Annotated in this window: 19 protein-coding genes; 9 read left to right on the top strand and 10 right to left on the bottom strand. The window is 45.7% G+C overall.

Annotation, left to right across the window (positions count from 1 at the left end):
- The first annotated feature begins 435 nt into the window (after positions 1–435).
- The 3 genes from EYB58_RS05915 (at position 436) to EYB58_RS05905 (ending at position 3,805) form a co-directional block, all read left to right on the top strand.
- The gene (locus EYB58_RS05915) at positions 436–1,773 is read left to right on the top strand and encodes an IS701 family transposase (protein WP_111960851.1); all 1,338 of its coding nucleotides are present in this window, start codon (positions 436–438) and stop codon (positions 1,771–1,773) included.
- 782 nt (positions 1,774–2,555) lie between these two features.
- Complete coding sequence (locus EYB58_RS05910) at positions 2,556–3,305, top strand: transposase (RefSeq protein ID WP_111957567.1); 750 nt, start codon at positions 2,556–2,558, stop codon at positions 3,303–3,305.
- Positions 3,306–3,484: 179 nt separating this feature from the next.
- Positions 3,485–3,805, top strand: coding sequence for a hypothetical protein (locus tag EYB58_RS05905; protein ID WP_111957565.1), 321 nt, complete (start codon positions 3,485–3,487; stop codon positions 3,803–3,805).
- 43 nt (positions 3,806–3,848) lie between these two features.
- Here EYB58_RS05905 and EYB58_RS05900 read toward each other — a convergent pair whose 3' ends face one another.
- Positions 3,849–4,532 carry a CPBP family intramembrane glutamic endopeptidase gene (locus EYB58_RS05900; protein ID WP_111957563.1) on the bottom strand — a complete coding sequence of 228 codons (684 nt, stop codon included), beginning with the start codon at positions 4,530–4,532 and terminating at the stop codon, positions 3,849–3,851.
- 48 nt (positions 4,533–4,580) lie between these two features.
- Positions 4,581–4,712, bottom strand: coding sequence for a hypothetical protein (locus tag EYB58_RS24410; protein WP_278186367.1), 132 nt, complete (start codon positions 4,710–4,712; stop codon positions 4,581–4,583).
- A gap of 104 nt (positions 4,713–4,816) precedes the next feature.
- On the opposite strand from EYB58_RS24410, the gene EYB58_RS05895 reads away from it, so the two are divergent.
- The gene (locus EYB58_RS05895) at positions 4,817–5,455 is read left to right on the top strand and encodes an anaerobic carbon-monoxide dehydrogenase catalytic subunit (protein WP_163354637.1); all 639 of its coding nucleotides are present in this window, start codon (positions 4,817–4,819) and stop codon (positions 5,453–5,455) included.
- A 194-nt stretch (positions 5,456–5,649) separates the two neighbouring features.
- Here the strand turns inward: EYB58_RS05895 and EYB58_RS05890 are convergent, their stop codons facing one another.
- The 8 genes from EYB58_RS05890 to EYB58_RS05855 form a co-directional block, all read right to left on the bottom strand.
- Positions 5,650–6,306: a Crp/Fnr family transcriptional regulator gene (locus EYB58_RS05890; RefSeq protein WP_111957559.1), complete on the bottom strand. Its 657-nt coding sequence runs from the start codon at positions 6,304–6,306 to the stop codon at positions 5,650–5,652.
- A gap of 82 nt (positions 6,307–6,388) precedes the next feature.
- Entirely contained in the window at positions 6,389–6,619 is a 231-nt protein-coding gene (locus EYB58_RS05885; protein ID WP_111957557.1) for a hypothetical protein, read from the bottom strand.
- Between the two features lie 120 nt (positions 6,620–6,739).
- Complete coding sequence (locus EYB58_RS24690; RefSeq protein WP_111957555.1) at positions 6,740–7,027, bottom strand: GNAT family N-acetyltransferase; 288 nt, start codon at positions 7,025–7,027, stop codon at positions 6,740–6,742.
- A 130-nt stretch (positions 7,028–7,157) separates the two neighbouring features.
- The gene (locus EYB58_RS05875; protein WP_111957553.1) at positions 7,158–7,550 is read right to left on the bottom strand and encodes a secondary thiamine-phosphate synthase enzyme YjbQ; all 393 of its coding nucleotides are present in this window, start codon (positions 7,548–7,550) and stop codon (positions 7,158–7,160) included.
- Between the two features lie 32 nt (positions 7,551–7,582).
- Positions 7,583–9,586 carry a transketolase gene (tkt, locus tag EYB58_RS05870; RefSeq protein WP_111957551.1) on the bottom strand — a complete coding sequence of 668 codons (2,004 nt, stop codon included), beginning with the start codon at positions 9,584–9,586 and terminating at the stop codon, positions 7,583–7,585.
- Positions 9,587–9,616: 30 nt separating this feature from the next.
- Positions 9,617–10,486: a radical SAM protein gene (locus EYB58_RS05865; protein ID WP_111957549.1), complete on the bottom strand. Its 870-nt coding sequence runs from the start codon at positions 10,484–10,486 to the stop codon at positions 9,617–9,619.
- 454 nt (positions 10,487–10,940) lie between these two features.
- Complete coding sequence (locus EYB58_RS05860) at positions 10,941–11,570, bottom strand: flavodoxin family protein (protein ID WP_111957577.1); 630 nt, start codon at positions 11,568–11,570, stop codon at positions 10,941–10,943.
- 156 nt (positions 11,571–11,726) lie between these two features.
- Positions 11,727–12,356, bottom strand: coding sequence for an arylesterase (locus EYB58_RS05855; RefSeq protein ID WP_111957547.1), 630 nt, complete (start codon positions 12,354–12,356; stop codon positions 11,727–11,729).
- Between the two features lie 262 nt (positions 12,357–12,618).
- Here EYB58_RS05855 and rlmN point away from each other — a divergent pair, with 262 nt between their 5' ends.
- The 5 genes from rlmN to EYB58_RS05830 all read left to right on the top strand — a co-directional run bounded on the left by rlmN (position 12,619) and on the right by EYB58_RS05830 (position 17,720).
- Positions 12,619–13,650 (top strand): dual-specificity RNA methyltransferase RlmN, encoded by a 1,032-nt coding sequence (gene rlmN, locus EYB58_RS05850; protein WP_165477750.1) that lies wholly within the window; start codon positions 12,619–12,621, stop codon positions 13,648–13,650.
- 170 nt (positions 13,651–13,820) lie between these two features.
- Positions 13,821–14,858, top strand: coding sequence for a GGDEF domain-containing protein (locus tag EYB58_RS05845; protein WP_111957543.1), 1,038 nt, complete (start codon positions 13,821–13,823; stop codon positions 14,856–14,858).
- On the top strand, positions 14,852–16,054 hold the full coding sequence (locus EYB58_RS05840) for a hypothetical protein (protein WP_111957541.1): 1,203 nt from the start codon (positions 14,852–14,854) through the stop codon (positions 16,052–16,054). Before EYB58_RS05845 ends, EYB58_RS05840 begins: the two co-directional genes overlap by 7 nt.
- 201 nt (positions 16,055–16,255) lie before the next feature.
- Entirely contained in the window at positions 16,256–16,654 is a 399-nt protein-coding gene (locus EYB58_RS05835) for an NADAR family protein (RefSeq protein ID WP_111957539.1), read from the top strand.
- 247 nt (positions 16,655–16,901) lie between these two features.
- Positions 16,902–17,720: an SIR2 family NAD-dependent protein deacylase gene (locus EYB58_RS05830; RefSeq protein WP_111957537.1), complete on the top strand. Its 819-nt coding sequence runs from the start codon at positions 16,902–16,904 to the stop codon at positions 17,718–17,720.
- Positions 17,721–17,759: the final 39 nt, after the last annotated feature.

Raw genomic sequence — 17,759 nt, 5'->3', positions numbered from 1 at the left:
GTATTACAGTTATCTAAAGCGCTGAATTGGCGACACTCTTGAAGCATTTATATTAAAAAGGAGAGGATATGCGTGGCGGATATAGAGGAAAACTAAAACCGAAGTTGCCGGCACATCTAAAGCGAGTTCGCGTGAACGCTCGAATTCAGCAGTAGATGCTTGATGAGCTCAAAAGAAGAGGTGAGGTTGGGATAGTTTTGGAATCTATATTGACTGAAGTTTCCTGAAAATTAGAATCGGTTTGAGAAAGCCTCAAGATGCAGTTGGCATGGAAATTGAGTTTCATTTTTCATGCCAAACTTAAACGGTTTGTTGAAATAACATACTGAATTTATTTAAAATAAGCGATAAATAGATCTTGGAAGGTAGGCGCTCCTATGGTATATTTTAATTGGCTAATTAATTGAAATTATACCAAAAAAGGAGCGACCTACCATGTTTATATTACGTGATTTGCTATTACCTCTGCAAGCTGTATTTTCTAATACTGTTCAGGGACAGAAACGGAAGGTCTGGTTTGTATACACGCTATTGGCTGTGTTGGTTCCATTTACATCATCAATCACCTCTAACCTGTTACGTGCCCTGCAAACTCTATTTGGTTTAAAGCTGAAAAGTCAGCGCTTTTATGCCTTCATGGCAAGCCCAACATTACCATGGAAAGGACTATGGCATACGATGTGGGGAATGATTCCGTCACCAGCTGTAAAAGAACGAATTCTGCTAGTACTGGATGATTCCATAAACCCAAAGAGTGGAAAAAAAATTTTTGGTTGCGCATATTTTCACAACCATGCCTCAAAGTCTAACCAAAGTTCGTATCCATGGTCACAGTGTATTCTGGCAGTAGGATTATTGAAAAAAATAAAATCCAGATGGGCCTGCCTGCCTCTTGATTTTCGATTTTATATGATGAAAAAGGACATTGAGGCAGAATCTGCGACTGCCACACGGAAAGGAGAGGTTCTTCATTTTGAAGACAAAATGGCACAGGCGGCCACAATGATAACGGATATTCGAAATTACTATAAGCAACCGGTGTTGATTGTGACAGATAGCTGGTTTGGCAACAATGGCCTCTGGTCCAGGTTGGATCGTAGAAATGAAGGCTCTTTCCACCTGCTTTCTCGTATGCGAACAAATATTATTCTGTATGATTTTGCACCTGTCGCTACAGGAACACCTAAGGCTGGCCGTCCACGAAAGTATGGCCTACGTTTGGGTTCTGTGGATGATTGTGCAGGGAGGTTGAAGGAGAACTCCCAGAGTTATAGGGTTTTTCTCTACGGCAAAAAAAGGGAAGTGCTGGCGTATTCACAAACCGTTATGCTGAAGACGATGAAGTGTAGGGTGCGGGTTGTCTGGGTTTATCGAAAAACACGGTACGTTGCCCTCATGACCACAGATATGAGGCTTTCGGTTGAGCAAATTATAGAATATTATGGCGCGCGCTGGAAAATTGAATCAGGATTTAAAGAAATTAAGCAGGAGATTGGCAGTTCAAAATCACAAGTTCGGAATTCGGAAGCCGTACTGAATCACCTTAACTTCTGCATGATGTCCACAACGCTGACATGGATCTATGCTGACCGGTTGGAAAATGCACCCGATCGAAGATATAAAATTCGGGGACGAGCCGGATTTGCATTTTCTGATGTGCGGCGGATAATTGCGGAGGCGGCATTGAGTTCTGATTTTTATAGTGTTTGCCCTGTGCCAGCGCAAACCCCACAAAAATCTTTCGTCAAAATCCTGCTACGCATGGTTGCATAGCAAAAAACTCGATAAATTTACAGGAAACTTTAGTATATTGATTGAAGCCGGTTTTAAGTATCAACCAGAAAAATGAAGAAAGACTGATACCCTTGGCAGCCCTACGGAATATTTGTTTCGCACTATGGTGCGACCCCTTCAGGGGGACCCTACCGGGGGTTTCAGATTTAGAATCTGAAAGCAACTGGACTCCGCTGCGCTCCGGATTAGGCCCAGGTCAAAACAGAAAGGCTTGGTTTAATATGCTTTTTACCTTCAAATACCAGCCCCTTTTTTAAGGGAGCACTACACGAGTCAATGTTTTTTTCGGTTTCCAAAAATCTTTTTCCCTTGGCCGCTTACAAATGCCATGGTTTAACCAAAATCATACTTCACCGAAAAAAGCCCTGGAAGGAAAAAAAGATTTTCGGACCCTCCGAAAAAAACATTGACTCGCTCCGCTTATCCCTTTTTAGGGGCGTGGGATTTGAAGGAAAAAAGCTGCTGAAACACGAGATAGCGGGATAGAAATCAAAATAGCAAGGGTAATCTGGCAAGAAAGAAGGTCGTTATCATCAAATTTGACAAAGGATTATAGAAAAATGTAACTTAAAAAAAGTCAAAATCGGTCTTGACATTGGGTCCACTTCATATCAACCTGAAAATACAAAAAGGCAACGTAATAAAAAAGTTTGATTTTAATACAGAAGTCAGTATGTTAAAAATTGAATAATAACCCAGAAATAATACCCTCTTGTCGGTAACATTATTCGTGAGGCAACAAATCAGGTATGGTATGATTTATTCATGAGGCAATACGAGGGGAAAAAATAATTGTCGTTGATCAGACAGAAACCTTTACCAAAACAGAGGATGAAAATGAAAAGGCAAAGACCTTAAATTTAATCACCGCTATAGAGGTAGAGCCTGCCTCAGTGAGTGATGCCAAGGCCTTTATTCCAATCATGGAATCCATCCAAGAACGAAATCTTTGCCCAAAAGAGATCCAGGCAGATTCACTCTATGGGAGCGATGAAAATCACCAAGCTGCACAATCTGAAGGGATTGATCTTGTTGCTCCTACCATGGGAACTACATCAAAAGATAAATTCAGTCTTTCCGACTTTAATCTTGTTGATGATGGTCACATCATTGAGTGCCCCGAGGGTCACGCACCTACCCATAAGACAAGGAAGGGTGATCAGAAGGCAGAGCGGTTCATTCAAGCGGTTCATCTTGATACCTGTATGAATTGTCCGTCTCTGCAAAATTGTCCGGTCAAGCCCGGTAAAAAATATGCTTACTATCGATACTCAGCAAAGTCGGCAAGGATCGCCCAAAGAAGGCAGCATGAACAGACAGACGAATTTAAATCTCAATATCGATGGCGTGCCGGAGTGGAAGCTACTATGTCGGAACTTGATCGGCGTACCGGTTTAAAAAGATTAAGATACCGAGGAATGAAATCCGTTCGTTTCGCTGCTACTATGAAAGCGGTCGGAATCAACATCTTTAGGGCAACTGTTGCCCGAAAGGTAATCAGTTATGCATAATACAAGAAGAGGATAGCCACTTTAGAGTGAATCTCCCCGCTTGGGGCATGCCAAAAAGCGATTTCGGATGAAATGAGCTTATTTTTCCGAATTGAATTGTCCAAAATATCAACCTGGTATTACGGACTCTAAAGTGGTATTTTTTTAACACCGACTTTTTACAGGACCATCATTCTTGGTTGACAAAAAAAATTCTGGTATCCAATCGTCATATTTTTTACAGCCATACATTACCGGGAACCGGGACGAACAAGAAGGCAGGAAAGAACCATACCCAGAACACTTTCTCGGTGATCTATATACACGGTTTTCCAGCCACTCGCCAGGAGACGACCCCGCTATCGGAGATGGTTGCAAAACAATCGAGAGTCAACCTCTTCTGCACCCGCTTTACCGCCCATGGCCATACTGTAAACCCCATGCTGGTCGGCAGTGTGAACGCATGGATCAATGATGCCATGGATGCCTTGAAAATCGGGCAGCAAATCGACAAAGATTAGTTTTCATCCAAGTAGCCACGTAAAATGGCATGAAATATATGGGTTAGATCAGGTGCAGAACCATGGCCAGGGTTCCCAGAAGGGAGTGAGAAAGCGCGATCCCCCAGATATTAGGTTTTTTGATGAATATGATTCCCCAGGCCAACCCGCTGATCAGAGCAATAACGAGCAGGGGCGGATGATTGTAAATGATATGAAGAAGGCAGAAAGAAAAGGTGGATATGAATAAAAAAAAGCGGTTTCCCAAGCCCGGAATCCGCTTGATTTCCGAAAATAAAATGGCCCTGAAGATTAGCTCCTGGACAGGCCCCAGGAAAAAAAAATAAAACAGATATACATGGGGAAAATAATTCTGAGATTTTGGCCTCAAAAAACCAGCCCTGTGCATTAAGACCAGCCCGATGCCTCCAACAACACAGAAAAACAAATTCCAGACCAGGGAACTTTTCAGATTATCGATTCGAAAACCCAACTCAGCAAGGCTGTACTGCCGATAGAAATAAAAACAGGTAAGTGCGGCCAGCGAGCAGAAGACAGCGAAAAATCGGTATTCAAAGGGAATAATTTTCAGCCAAATAAGAACAACCGGAGCATGACAAAGAAAAAGCAGCAAAAAAAGTGACCGGTAAGGGTCACTAAATTTATATGCAACCTGGCCATGAATATTGATTTCTTTTTCTGTCTCCACAATAGAGAAAGAATCCAATGTCGCCTGTTTTGGGTTCATTATTATGCCTTAGGCCTTGTGTATCCGTTGAAAATAAACCGAAATAATTCAGCATACTAACACAATCTTAATGGAAATAAAATATTTTACGATTATTTTAATCAACCATTTTTTATTTTGAAGAGCCGCCAGGCTGTTTTTTGGCTCTATATTTAGACCAATCGCCGGTAATTCATTCATTTTTTCCTTTTTTGTCAGGCAGCTGACAGACAGATTGGTTTTCCATTTATATTTTTTAAGAAATGCAAATAAACGCAATGCGTAGAAAAACCCGGAGGGAAACCATGAACAAAGAAGTACACCCATCAGAACAGCTATCTGATATCATAGGAGAATCTTTAATTCCAATCTCAACGCCATTAACTCAAAAGTCCTGGGCCTTCCTATATCAATCCTTGGATCTATTTTTTAAATCGCTAAAATTTGGAAGGGTCCGCGGCGTAGTCGACATCATCGACACCCCGCACCATAGACACCGAGACGATTCTGCGTACATCCAATTAATCCGGGAATTGATCCAGCATGACATCCTGATAACAATATCCGGGTGCAAAAGAATAGAGACCACCCCGGCAGCGAGAATACCCTCCGACCTGTTTCAATATGCAGGGGACGGTGTATCTGAATTCTGCGATTTCATAGGCGTACAACCGATTCTGCATATCAACCGGGTAGATGAACCCGAAATGGTTTATTTTTACAATGAGGTAGCCCAGCGAGCCGGCGTGAAACTTTTGGATTTACCTGTTGCTACGATTGCACCGGGACGGAATCAAAAACAGACAGGAAGTATTGGAAACATTTTTACGATGGAAAAGGGACCTGGAAATACAGCAGACCTGATTAATGCGAAGATACACGAAAAACGCCTGGCTCTGAACTGGTGTGATCGCTGCGGCGGCATTTTTTCACCCTTTTCATAAAACAGCCATGGCCGTTTATGTAAAAGTTCCAATAAGTTACTGAATTAGTTTCATGCTTTGTTGTGGGTTGAGCCTTGGTATTGATAGACCACGTCAGCCCATGGCTGTTATTTGAACTTTCATAGACGGGGAAGAATTAGGGAAACGCAAAATTTGTGGAATTCATTTTTTTCGAATCCCTATCATTACACAGATTAGGTGGATTTTAAGGCTTCCAGGGCGGCAAGATCTGAAATATAAAACTTACCCCGTCCCAATTTTTTGATCACTGCCTGTCGGGAAAGTTGATTTAAAAAAGTAGAGACCGTCTGGCGTGTAGACCCCACCAGAAAAGCAATCTGTTCAACTGAAAGGTCAATTTTAATGATCATACCCCCTTCTGCAGAAGGGATACCGTGCTTTTGGGCCTCGTTCACCAAAAGTCCAACCAGGCGACTGTTGACATCTTTGAAGATCAGGTTTTCAATAATAGTAAATGAATTTTTCAGCATACTGCCCAGTATGCCAATCATAGCTTTTGCCACTTCCGGATCATCCAGCATCTTCTGTCTGAATGTTTCAACATCTGCGGTCAGAATGTCAATCTTATCCAGCGACTGCACAAAAGCACGTGTGTGCGCAGAGTAGATATCGCCTTTGGACAGAATGCCGATATTAAATTCTTTATCTTCGTACCCAAGATATACTCTGGCCCGGCCCTCAGCCACGATAAAAATCTGATTTTCATCATTTTCGGGCTGGCAAATAAAAGCTCCCTTGGGGTAGCTGCGTTTTTTTAAAGCAGCATACAACTCTGCAAATTCCGGGCGCTGGAGGTGGGCCAGAAGATTTTCTTCCAAGAATTTCATCATTTAAAAAGGCTATGTTCCCTTTAATTGATTTTCAGCACTTAAAGGGAACACAGCCATTTTTTTTAATAGAAATTTGATCATTTTATGGTTCAATTTCTTCAAGTTTCGTTTTCAATATTCTGATGATCGTTTCACATGTCTGAACACTCTTTTCCCGTCCCTTGTTTTCATAATACATCTGATTCAATTCCGTTTTCTCAATGGCTTGTTTGAGATTTGATTTTTGTACGGTATGAGAAAGATTTGCCCATAATATAGTTGCTTCTTCCGCCTGTGTTGTGTTGGTAAGATTTATTTCCTGTGATAAGTACACTTATTTTCCTCTGTTATAATTATATTATTTTCTTCTTTCGTTTTCTGTAAACTGAAAAAGAAACGGCAGGTATAAGGGCGCGGCGACTTTTTGCCGTCACCCTTAATGCCCGGGTTATGCTCATATAGGCTTTGTCTCTTTTAATTGCATTATTACGGTCGGCACCCCTGCGGGATTTAGACCACCATCTTGGATGTCAGTAAAACCAAAGTTCCAATATAAATGTCTTGCAGATTTTTCTTCAGATACAGATTTATCAAAGGTCTGAACAAATATGTTTTCCCGGAGATTCAAGTTGCCAATAGCGAATTTGATCAATTTTCGACCATAACTTTTTCTACGATATCGTTGTGATACTGCCAGCCATGCTATTTCATTTGTTTCTTTAGAAATTACAACACCACCTATTAATTTCCTGTTGTCGCCATTCGGTTATAGATAGATGCAAAATGCAGTGTTTAAAGAAAGGGGCAAATTTATTTTTGCCCCTTAATCGCAATCCTTTTTCAAAAGTCTCACCAAGATCGTCGAAACGGCTTTATGTGCCAAGAATTGTCACATTAATTTTTCGGGTTCTGGGCCCGTCAAACTCGCAGAAAAAAAGACTTTGCCAGGTTCCCAGAACCAGATTTCCATTTTCAAGGGCAACACTTTCAGACGGCCCGAACAAGCTGACCTTTATGTGGGCCGCTGAATTGCCTTCCATATGTGTAAAGTTGTCATCAAAGGGGACCACTTTATTGATGCAGGATAAAATATCCACAGGCACTGCCGGGTCCGCATTTTCATTAATGGTCACAGCCCCTGTGGTGTGCATGGAAAACACATGCACAAGTCCGTTGCTGATGCCGGACTGCCTGACGATGTCCCGGACCTGGTCGGTAATATCGATCATCTGGGTCCTGGCCCCGGTTTTAATTGAAAACTGCATCTGTTCGGTTCCCCTTTTGATCCTCGGTCGCGTTACATTTCCAGGGCGGTTTGTACGATGTTGTCCACGGAAAAACCAAACTCTTTGAGTACCGTTCCACCGGGTGCTGATGCGCCGAACCGCTCAATGCTGATGCTTTTGCCCTGGCTGCCAGCATATTTTTCCCAACCCATGGAAATACCTGCTTCAACGGTCAGCCGTTTGGTGACAGTGGCAGGAAAAATTCTTGCTTTATATGCCGGAGAGGCTTTTTCAAACAGTTCCCAGGAGAGCAGAGAGACCACGGACGCCTTGATGTTGTGCTCTTTTTCCAAAATGTCTGCGGCGGCCACGCTGATGTGAACCTCCGAACCCGTGGCAATGATAAGCATATCAGGGGTCTTACCCGCACTTTTTACGGTGTATCCGCCCCATATCATGTCTCCGTCTGAGTTGGACAGATCCAGGGTGGGCAGTTTCTGCCGGGAAAGAATCAGAGCCGTGGGGCTGTTCAGGGTACCCAGAGCCTTTTTCCAGGCAAAAGCCGTTTCATTGGCATCTGCCGGACGGATCACGGTAAGATCGGGAATCGCCCGCAGCGATGCCACATGCTCCACGGGCTGGTGGGTGGGACCGTCTTCGCCCACAGCCACGGAGTCATGGGTAAACACATAGATGATGGGCAGACGCATCAGGGAGGCCAACCGGATGGCCGGCCGCATGTAGTCGGCAAAGACCAGGAATGTACCGCCAAAAGGCCGGACCCCGCCATGCAGGTACATGCCATTCATGATGGCGCCCATGGCATGCTCCCGGACGCCGAAGCGAATGTTTCTGCCGGCCCACGCGTCTTTCTGGAATTCCTCGGCACAGGTCATGTACGTTTTGTTCGAAGGTGCAAGGTCGGCAGATCCGCCCATCAAAGCCGGCAGTTTGGGCGCGATGGCATTGAGCACCGTGCCAGAGGCAGCCCGTGTGGCCACAGGTCCATCCTCGGGCTTGAACACAGGGATATCCTTGTCCCATCCATTGGTTAAAAATCCTGTGATGGCATCCACAAACAGATTGGCTTCTTCGGGATACAGGCCCTTAAATTTTGTGAACACTTCCTGCCAGTTTTTTTCATATTGTTCCCCATATGCAAGTGCCTTACGTGTGTCTTCCAGAACTTCATCAGGCACATAAAAATCCTTATCTTCGGGCAGGCCGTAGAATTTTTTTACCACCTTGATCTCTTCTTCACCCAGGGGTGAACCGTGGGCATCCGGTGAATCCTGTTTACTGGGACTGCCATAGGCAATGTGGGTGGAAATTTTAATCAACGAGGGCCTGGAAACGGCATCTTTGGCTGAATGAATCGCTTTTTCAATGGCATTAAGATCGTTGCCGTCCGCCACTTCAACCACATGCCAGTTCAGAGCGTCAAATTTGGCCTTGATATTTTCAGTGAATGAGATGCTGGTTTTACCTTCAATGGTGATTTCATTGTCATCATAAATGAGGATCAAACGGCCAAGCCCCAGATGCCCTGCCAGGGAAACGGCCTCCTGGGCCACCCCTTCCATGAGATCCCCGTCGCCGCAGATGGCGTAGGTGTAATGATCAATCAGACTCTGCTCATCCTTGTTGAACCGATCCGCCATATGACGTTCGGCAATGGCCATGCCCACGGCATTGGCCACGCCCTGTCCAAGGGGGCCGGTGGTGGTTTCCACACCTGCGGTATCACCATATTCAGGATGTCCCGGGGTTTTGGAGCCCCATTGTCTGAACTGCTTTAAGTCATCCAGGGTCAGCCCGTAACCAAATAAATATAAAAGAGAATACAACAAAGAAGAGGCATGCCCGCCGGACAGAACAAAACGGTCCCGGTCGACCCAGGACGGATTAGCCGGATTCTGTTTTAAAAAGTGTTTGAAAACCACATAGGCGGCAGGTGCCAGGCCCATGGGCGCTCCGGGATGTCCGGAGTTGGCTTTCTGGACCATGTCCATACAAAGGGCACGGATGGTGTTGACGGTGAGCTGGTCTTGGTTGTTGTTTTCGGCATCAGCCATGGATATCTCTCCTGTAAATAGTCTAAAAAATTATAAAGCTCTCATATATTCGGGTTTCAACGGAACTTTGCCGTCCAGGGCCTGGGATATAAGCGCAAGGGTTTTTTCTTTGTCCTGGGGCAGATGTGCCCGTATGGGTAAATAATTGGATGCATGGTTGGCATGAAAAAGGCCGTCCGTCAGGTTGGTGGCGGCAATCATGGCCCCAAGTTCGGTGAGCATCTCCTCTGCTCCGGGCAACTGAAATTCGCCTTTTTCATACTGGTCATGCAGTTCTGTGCCGGGGATGAGCATCAGGCTTAAAGCACCGACAAAGTCAGGGTCCATGGCCGTAAGCACCCTGCCGGTCTCCCGGGCATGGTCCAAAGACCCCTTGCGGCCACCAAGCCCAAGCAGCACCGTCACCGAGACTTTGATACCGGCCTTTTTAAGCTTTTTCCCCATGGTGATCATTGTATCTGCATCCGCACCCTTACGGATGGCTTCAAGCACCTTATCATCACCAGATTCAAGGCCCATGTAGGCGATCTTGAGTCCAAGCTTGCGAAGCCGGGCCAGCTCTTCATCGGTTTTCATTTTGATGCTTTTGGCGTTGGCATAAACGCCCACCCGCTCCACCCAAGGCAACCGATCCCGGATCCTTTCAAGGATGGGGACCAGGCGTCGCATGGGAATAACCAAGGCGTCTCCGTCACACAGAAATAAGCGATTCTGTCGACGGCAGTGCTTCCCGGCAAATTCGATGTCTTCAAAAATCACATCATCTTTTTTGATGTCAAACCGTTTTCCCCGATAGGTCCCGCAAAAGGTACATTTATTATGGGAGCAGCCCAATGTGACCTGGAGCAGTATACTGTCTGCCTCGCTGGGAGGCCTGATAACCGTACCTTCGTAATGCATTGTGTATCCTCTTAAAAATTTAGGCCATTATATTTATCAGGTATGATGCAAAAATTCAATGTATCAACCGTTTAAGGCATGGCAACCACTATATCCAGATCTCCTTTTTCAAAGGCAGGGATAAGGCCTGTCCCCAAATGCATTTGAACTTCAAGATAGATATTCGGATATCATTTTCTGAATCGGCTGAGGGTACCTGGCATCGACCAAGGAAAAGGATAATAAAATGAACTACCAAGGGAAAATATACCGCCCCTGGATCGAGGCTAACAGCCTGTTGATATTGCCACCCACCCGGTAATCAGACAAGAGGTGCTTAAAACATTTGCATGGTAGCTCAGCAAATTGCCCCCAAAGTTGAAAGCCGCATTCCAATTGAATATGAACCTGTGGAATCAAGTTATTTAATCTGCGGTCCTAAGTGTTTGATCAACAGGCTTCGGCAATGAGATTTTCATTTTATAGCACAGGCCAAATCTCTGCCCAATTGATATGCCTTTTCCATAGCCTCTTTATCATCCTTAACCTTCGCTTTATCGAAAATTTTAAAGACAGATAGTTCCCCTATGATTTCATAACCGAGTGCTGTAAGTGGTTTTTTCATAGCCGCTAAAGTGAATCCCATATCGTCAATGGATTCTTGTTCACATATTGCAGCAATGACAGCTTTTCGACCTTGATTTGAAAATTGACTTGACCAGCTTCTTGGACGATCATTTTCAAAATGATAAAAACAATAAAGGCGATCAATAAACGCTTTCATCCAAGATGTAACATTATAATTATGTGTTGGGGATACCAGAACAAGACCTTTAGATGAAATTATTTTGTTATAGATAACAGACATTCCATCGACTAAGCCTGTACATATTTGGTCTTTTCGGCATTTCTCGCACCCGATACATCCCTGAAATTGCACTTTTGTTAAATTCAGATAATCAGAAGTCACGTTTTCCTGATTAACACCAGATATTATATTTTTCAGCAGAATATCAGAATTACCATTAATTCTTGGACTTCCACTTAGACCGAAAATTTCAATATTTGGCTGTAAATTTGATGAATTTTTTATTAATGATTTCATCTCTGTCTCCTTTTGAATCCCCTCACCAGCAAAACACATGCGAAGAGCTCTTTTCACCATGCACACTGTAGTCTTTTATGATCCATCTGTGAGGGATGCACCAAAAGATATAAAGGACTACTTAAATTCAATCATGGTATTTATCTTCCCCCAGGCCTAATTCATAACGAACGGTAGCCCGTCCAGGGCCTTATAAAAATATCCGGCCATAATCTCATATCCCTTGTCATTGGGATGGATGGAGTCACTCATTAATTCGGGGTTGCCGAATATATCTTCAAGGATATTGGGAATCAGCACCGAACCGGTCTGCCTGGCAAGTGATTCATACATTTTCGCATATCCTTTGCCATACAGGGGAATATCTATACCCCCCAGAACCACCATGGCCCCGGCAGCTTGAATGCGCTGAATAATACGGATCAAATTGGTACGGGCCGTATCCACGCTCACCCGGTTTTTCAAATCATTACCCCCCAAGGTGATCAGTACTACATCCGGTTCAAAGGTAAGCACATCATCTTCGAGCCGAGCCAGCCCAGCGGCCGTGGTATTTCCCGACACTCCGGAATTGATAATCTCAATGCCGGTCATTTCTTCCAGCCGGGCTGGATAATCCATTCCTTGGGTGGCACCGTATCCCCGGGTTAGGCTGTTGCCGAAACAGACAACGCGCGACACGGTTATGGGAATATTTTTTATTTCATACGCTTTCTCCCCGACCCAAAACCGGTATCCAAGGACGCCTGCAATCAGTATCGTCAGGACCATCAGGCTTTTTTTCAAAACACCCCCTTATTTGGAATGGTGGTGCACATCTCTGGGTTCACCAGGGTCTGCACCGTCACTGTGCCTTGTAAAATATCAGGATTATGCCCGGATGCCAACCGCTTGATTATTTTTCAAAAAGAGATATAACTTCCCAAACTTGTTTCGTATCCACAACGGCCCAGCCGTTTTTTCCGGCTTTGCCCAGGGACTTATCCCGTTTTCCCGTATGGGATTCTCCGTCATAGGCAAATTCCCGGGCCTGTGATATATCTTCGCCATGGAACGTATTATTGATATCTTTGGGCTGCCTTTGGATCAGTTGACCCGGACGCTGCGAAATGACTACGGCAAGGGGCTGTTTCATGCCGAAGCGCTCTACCGGGAAGTGTTTAAAAACGGCGGCAAAAATATTGGCAATGCCCCGGAATTCAAGAACTCTTTAAAATTTTGGACTGAACTTGAAAAAGCGCTTGTGCCGGTATCCGGAAAAGTGGAAGAGACATTCAAGGAGGATGAACTGGTCAAGTTCATCACCCGGCTTACCGACGGTCTGAAAATTGAATCCGTGGTCATCCCCATGACCCGGCACAATACCCTTTGCGTCTCAAGCCAGGTGGGGTGCAAAATGGGGTGCAAATTCTGCCAGACCGCCCGCATGGGATTTAAGCGTAGCCTATCAACGTCGGAAATTGTGGGCCAGGTGTTTAATGCCCGGCATCTGCTTGGCTATGATATAAAAAATATTGTATTTATGGGCATGGGAGAACCTTTTGACAATTTTGATGCGGTAATGACTGCGGTCGAAGTGCTTAACAGCCAGAAAGGATGCGACATTGCCCTGCGCCATATGACCATCTCCACCTGCGGCGTGGTGCCGGGGATTGAGCGCCTGTCACAAATGAATCTGCCCAATCTCCGCCTGGCAGTTTCCATAAACGGGCCGGACGATGCCACCCGGTCAGCCCTGATGCCGGTGAACCGGCGCTGGCCCCTTGCTGCGTTGAAAAAAAGTCTTGAAGCGTATCCCCTGTCTTCAAGGGGTGTCTTTCTTTTTGAATATATTTTAATCAAAGGGGTAAACGACTCAATGGACCATGCCCAGGCACTGGCCCGCTTCATCCATCCGTTATCCGTGCGTCTAAATCTGATTCCCTATAACCCTGTAACCGGTTTTGACCATCAAAGCCCTAGTGATGAACAGATGCATGACTTTGCCCAAACGCTCACCGATAAAGGGGTGTTTGTGATCAAAAGATGGAGCAGGGGCAGGTCCGTCAGTGCCGGATGCGGACAGCTGGGAAAAATTTGATACTCGATAATCGAGTGATATGAATTAAACTTGCTGATCATCATGTAAATTTGATATGTAGTTTGTTGCTTTTCTGAAACAGTACTCTATATAATTATTTTGTCGACAAGGTCTGGACTTTATGACATAAGTTCGCCTTCCATACCCCAATAAAAGGAATTACAAGGGATATGAACTACAGCGAATCCAATTCCCAGGCAGGGGAATTTTTAAGACTAACCCTTGGCTTTTTAGCACAACACAACCTATCAGCAACCCCTGTAAATTATACGGTTTGGTACGAGTACGCTTCCGGGAAAAACCTCAAACTAAGACAAGCCATTGACCGGATCCTTGAAAAGAAACTACCTTTAAACAACAATCATGTTGAAGCCCTTTATCAAAAATTTATATCCGATGGGGACCGGGTGGTTATTTCACGTCTTTTAACCAAACTGAACCTGATGCTGCGCGAGATAACCACCTATGTGGTGGAAACAGAAGGAGACCTTTCCACCCATGGCCAGGCCCTTGACAGCCTGGCAGATCAGATGACGGACATCCACGATTATGACGATGTGAAAAATATCATAAACCAGATGCTGGATACAACCAAAGCCATTCTCCAGTCGGGGGCACGCCTGCAAACACGGATGAAGGTGTCGTCCGAGGATCTAAAGCAGCTCCACAAAGAGCTTGAAGTCTCCCAAAAGGAAGCCAGGACAGATTCCCTGACCGGACTGACCAACCGCAGAGGACTTGAAAAAAGACTGGAAATAGAACGAATCCGGGCCCGCCAGAATAACTCGCCTTTTTCCGTGATTATGTTGGATATTGACCATTTCAAAGCCGTGAATGATACCTTTGGGCACCTTGTGGGGGACAGCCTGCTTAAAGGGTTTGCCGATATATTTTCCAATCTGGTACGCCGCAATGATCTGGCTGCACGATATGGTGGGGAAGAGTTTTTGATTCTCCTGCCAGAAACAAATGTTGAAGGTGCGTATGCTGTGTCTGAAAAAATTAGAACGCTTCTATGTAAAAAAGAGTGGACCCTCAAGGATTCCGGCAAGCGCATCGGACAGATCAAGGCATCCATGGGGATTGCCCAGTATAAACTTGGCGAAACCGGAAATGAGGTGATCACCCGGGCCGATAAAGCCATGTATCAGGCTAAAAGCACCGGCAGGGACCGCATTGTTATCCATTCAGACCTGAACTTATGTTGAGTGCCCTGGGCCGTGTTTCTGCTGCGGTCATCCTCTGTTGCTTCTTTCTTTTCACCGGACAGGTCGCAGCCCGGAATACGAGTTTTCAAATTACCTCCCCGCTCCATTGGCACAACAGGACCGACAGTCTGAATAATGATCTTAAACAGCAGGTTATGGCGCCCGATAACGACGCCTTTATTGAAGTATATGCCGTCCGAAGCAGCCAAATCAGAACCCAGGCTATTGCCGACAGCATGGAACAGGCCATGCGCAGCCGGGGAAAGGCGTTCCTCCGGAATCGGATATCATCAAAGCCTGTCCATGTGGACGGGAATCCCGGCATCATTCGGGAATATTCAGGCCGTTACAACGGCACGTTGCTGCATGCTGTTACCTTGTATACCCACAGCAGCGGCCAGGCCTTTGCGATTTTTGGTGTGTACGCCGAAGACGAGGCGGCCAGGTACCGGGAAACCATATATACCAGTGTCACAAGCCTTCGTTTCTCAGGGTCCCATGCACCAAAACCGTCGTCGGACCATGACGAGACCGACATCTCCGGAGCTGCCGGCGATGGGCATAGCGGGGTATGTTGCAGCTACTATGGATTGTGGGATTTTGCATCCCGGGACACCCGGGTTCACCTGATGCCCAATCATCTTTACGGAAAAAAGCGGAACCGGTTTTACTGGGAGTGCCGGGGGGATCAGGTCACCATCCACTGGGCCGACGGGGCTGTGGAGACCTGGCAGCGGCAAGACAGAAACCGCCTGACCCGGACCAATGTATGGGGCGGGATTGACAAGGCTATCCGGCTCAAAGACTTTTTTATTATGGATGGCCGGACCTACACAGCCTGTTCGGGCTATGGTATGGATCTTCCGAACCAGGCACCGGATATTCCCAGGACCGACCGGGCCAAAAAGATTTCCGGCAGCATGGGTTGTCAGTGGGGCCTTGCCCATGGGTCGCTGAAACCCGGGCAACCCGGTAAATGGGAACTTTTGGCAAGCCAAGGGGTTGTCTTGAAGTTCGAAGACCCATACAAAAAAGGGGAGCAGCGCTATTTTGTCCGGGCCTTTTTTGCCGACGGAGAACTGGCGGCACAAACCCGGGTGGGGCTGTCAGGCTCACTGACACTTGGTCCGGGTACTTACACCATCGAAGTGACAACAGACATGCGCTATGCCCGGTGGCGGTGCGAATGGAAATAAGTTGCAACCGGCATGTATGATACGCTATCGTTACTGTGAAAAACAGCAACTAAGGACCGCAGATTAAAGCACTTGCCTATTTTGGCCATATCCAAGACGCCCGCGCTCCCAGGTTAAGTTCTTTCGGACTCATTCCGAAGGCAAAAGATTTTGGAAAAAACCGTTTTCAGCACTTGTACAAATGGAGGATAAAACTAAACAATGATTGAGGAAGATATATATTCGAATTTAGCTGCCATTCCTATTACAATTGACTCATTTACCTGGCACTCTGCTGAACAATTTTTTCAAGCATCAAAATTCACTGACGAAGCGATCATTACGAAAATCAAAGAGTGCTCAAATCCATTTCTATGTGCTGCCATTGGTCAAACCCGAGAATTTAAAATTCGAGAGGATTGGGAACAGATAAAGGTTTCTGTCATGGAGCACGCCATCCGAGCCCGATTTGATCAACACCCCGATCTGGCGGACATACTTAAACGCAGTAACGGCATACTGTATGATCATTCGGCTGCGGACGATTTCTGGGGTATCGGTGCCAATGTCACGGGTAAAATATTAATGAAAATCCGGGATGAGTTACAATCCGCCACTTGATTGATTTTTTTTTATAGGAAAGAACTGAACTAACCGCTTAGTTTCTTTCATGATTTGTTGTGGCCTAACCTCGATGCAAAACCAGGTCGCCATGGCCGTTATAAAAAAGTCTATGTACTCTACACGGATCTTCCAACTTTTGTTATGGGTCGAGTCTGGGTGTCGATAGACCAGGTCAGCCCATGGCTGTTAATAGAAACGTAATTGCATCACGTTTATCAATTGACACAAACAAGGAGGCAGAAAAATGGACACAACCAGACTGCTTGAGCCGTTTAAAGATAACAATAAACGGATCACCGTTTTAACCGGGGCCGGAATTTCAGCTGAAAGCGGAATCCCCACATTTCGGGGGCCTGAAGGGTATTGGACTGTGGGGTCAAGAGAGTACCGACCCGAACAGATGGCTACCCACAGCATGTTTACCGAAAATCCTTGGGAAGTATGGGCCTGGTACCTTTACCGGCATACCGTGTGTAAAAATGCAGAACCCAATCCAGGCCACCACGCCATTGTCCAAATGGAAGAAATTTTCAAAGACAAATTCCGTCTGGTCACTCAAAATGTGGACGGTCTTCATTTGCGGGCCGGAAACAGCCTTGAACGAACCTTTCAAATTCACGGGAACCTCAATTATACACGGTGTTCAGGAGAATGTACCCCAAGGCTTTTTGACTTCCCAACGGGCATAAGGGATAAGAAAAAAGACGAACCCGTCACCGAAGAAGAAAAAAAGCTGCTGACCTGCTCCAGGTGCGGCAGTATTACTCGCCCCCATGTCCTCTGGTTTGACGAATGCTACAACGAAACCTGGTACAAGGCCGAATCCGCCATGGCATGGGCTACGTCCACGGATCTTCTCTTGGTCGTGGGCACGGCCGGGGCCACCAACCTTCCCATGCAAATCGGCACGATGGTGGCCAGAAATCCTGAAGCCGTCATTGTGGACATCAATCCCAGCGATAATCCCTTTAGACAGTTTGCCGCCCGGCACGACCGGGGGATTGTCCTTGACGGGCCCGGGGGTAAATTTTTACCCGAACTGCTATCTCTTTGGGAAACATAAATTTTACATAAAATATATAATAACTCTCTGAATTGATTT

Source organism: Desulfobacter hydrogenophilus (assembly GCF_004319545.1).
GTDB classification, from domain to species: Bacteria; Desulfobacterota; Desulfobacteria; order Desulfobacterales; family Desulfobacteraceae; genus Desulfobacter; species Desulfobacter hydrogenophilus.
This window is presented reverse-complemented; position numbering and strand designations above follow the sequence as displayed.

What these genes read in the sequence shown, in the direction of transcription:
- EYB58_RS05915 (WP_111960851.1), top strand. Translation starts at nt 436, where the DNA reads ATGTTTATATTACGTGATTTGCTATTACCTCTGCAAGCTGTATTTTCT.
- EYB58_RS05900 (WP_111957563.1), bottom strand. Translation starts at nt 4,532, where the DNA reads ATGAACCCAAAACAGGCGACATTGGATTCTTTCTCTATTGTGGAGACA.
- EYB58_RS24410 (WP_278186367.1), bottom strand. Translation starts at nt 4,712, where the DNA reads ATGAATGAATTACCGGCGATTGGTCTAAATATAGAGCCAAAAAACAGC.
- EYB58_RS05895 (WP_163354637.1), top strand. Translation starts at nt 4,817, where the DNA reads ATGAACAAAGAAGTACACCCATCAGAACAGCTATCTGATATCATAGGA.
- EYB58_RS05890 (WP_111957559.1), bottom strand. Translation starts at nt 6,306, where the DNA reads ATGATGAAATTCTTGGAAGAAAATCTTCTGGCCCACCTCCAGCGCCCG.
- EYB58_RS05875 (WP_111957553.1), bottom strand. Translation starts at nt 7,550, where the DNA reads ATGCAGTTTTCAATTAAAACCGGGGCCAGGACCCAGATGATCGATATT.
- tkt (WP_111957551.1), bottom strand. Translation starts at nt 9,586, where the DNA reads ATGGCTGATGCCGAAAACAACAACCAAGACCAGCTCACCGTCAACACC.
- EYB58_RS05865 (WP_111957549.1), bottom strand. Translation starts at nt 10,486, where the DNA reads ATGCATTACGAAGGTACGGTTATCAGGCCTCCCAGCGAGGCAGACAGT.
- EYB58_RS05860 (WP_111957577.1), bottom strand. Translation starts at nt 11,570, where the DNA reads ATGAAATCATTAATAAAAAATTCATCAAATTTACAGCCAAATATTGAA.
- rlmN (WP_165477750.1), top strand. Translation starts at nt 12,619, where the DNA reads ATGGAACGTATTATTGATATCTTTGGGCTGCCTTTGGATCAGTTGACC.
- EYB58_RS05845 (WP_111957543.1), top strand. Translation starts at nt 13,821, where the DNA reads ATGAACTACAGCGAATCCAATTCCCAGGCAGGGGAATTTTTAAGACTA.
- EYB58_RS05840 (WP_111957541.1), top strand. Translation starts at nt 14,852, where the DNA reads ATGTTGAGTGCCCTGGGCCGTGTTTCTGCTGCGGTCATCCTCTGTTGC.
- EYB58_RS05835 (WP_111957539.1), top strand. Translation starts at nt 16,256, where the DNA reads ATGATTGAGGAAGATATATATTCGAATTTAGCTGCCATTCCTATTACA.
- EYB58_RS05830 (WP_111957537.1), top strand. Translation starts at nt 16,902, where the DNA reads ATGGACACAACCAGACTGCTTGAGCCGTTTAAAGATAACAATAAACGG.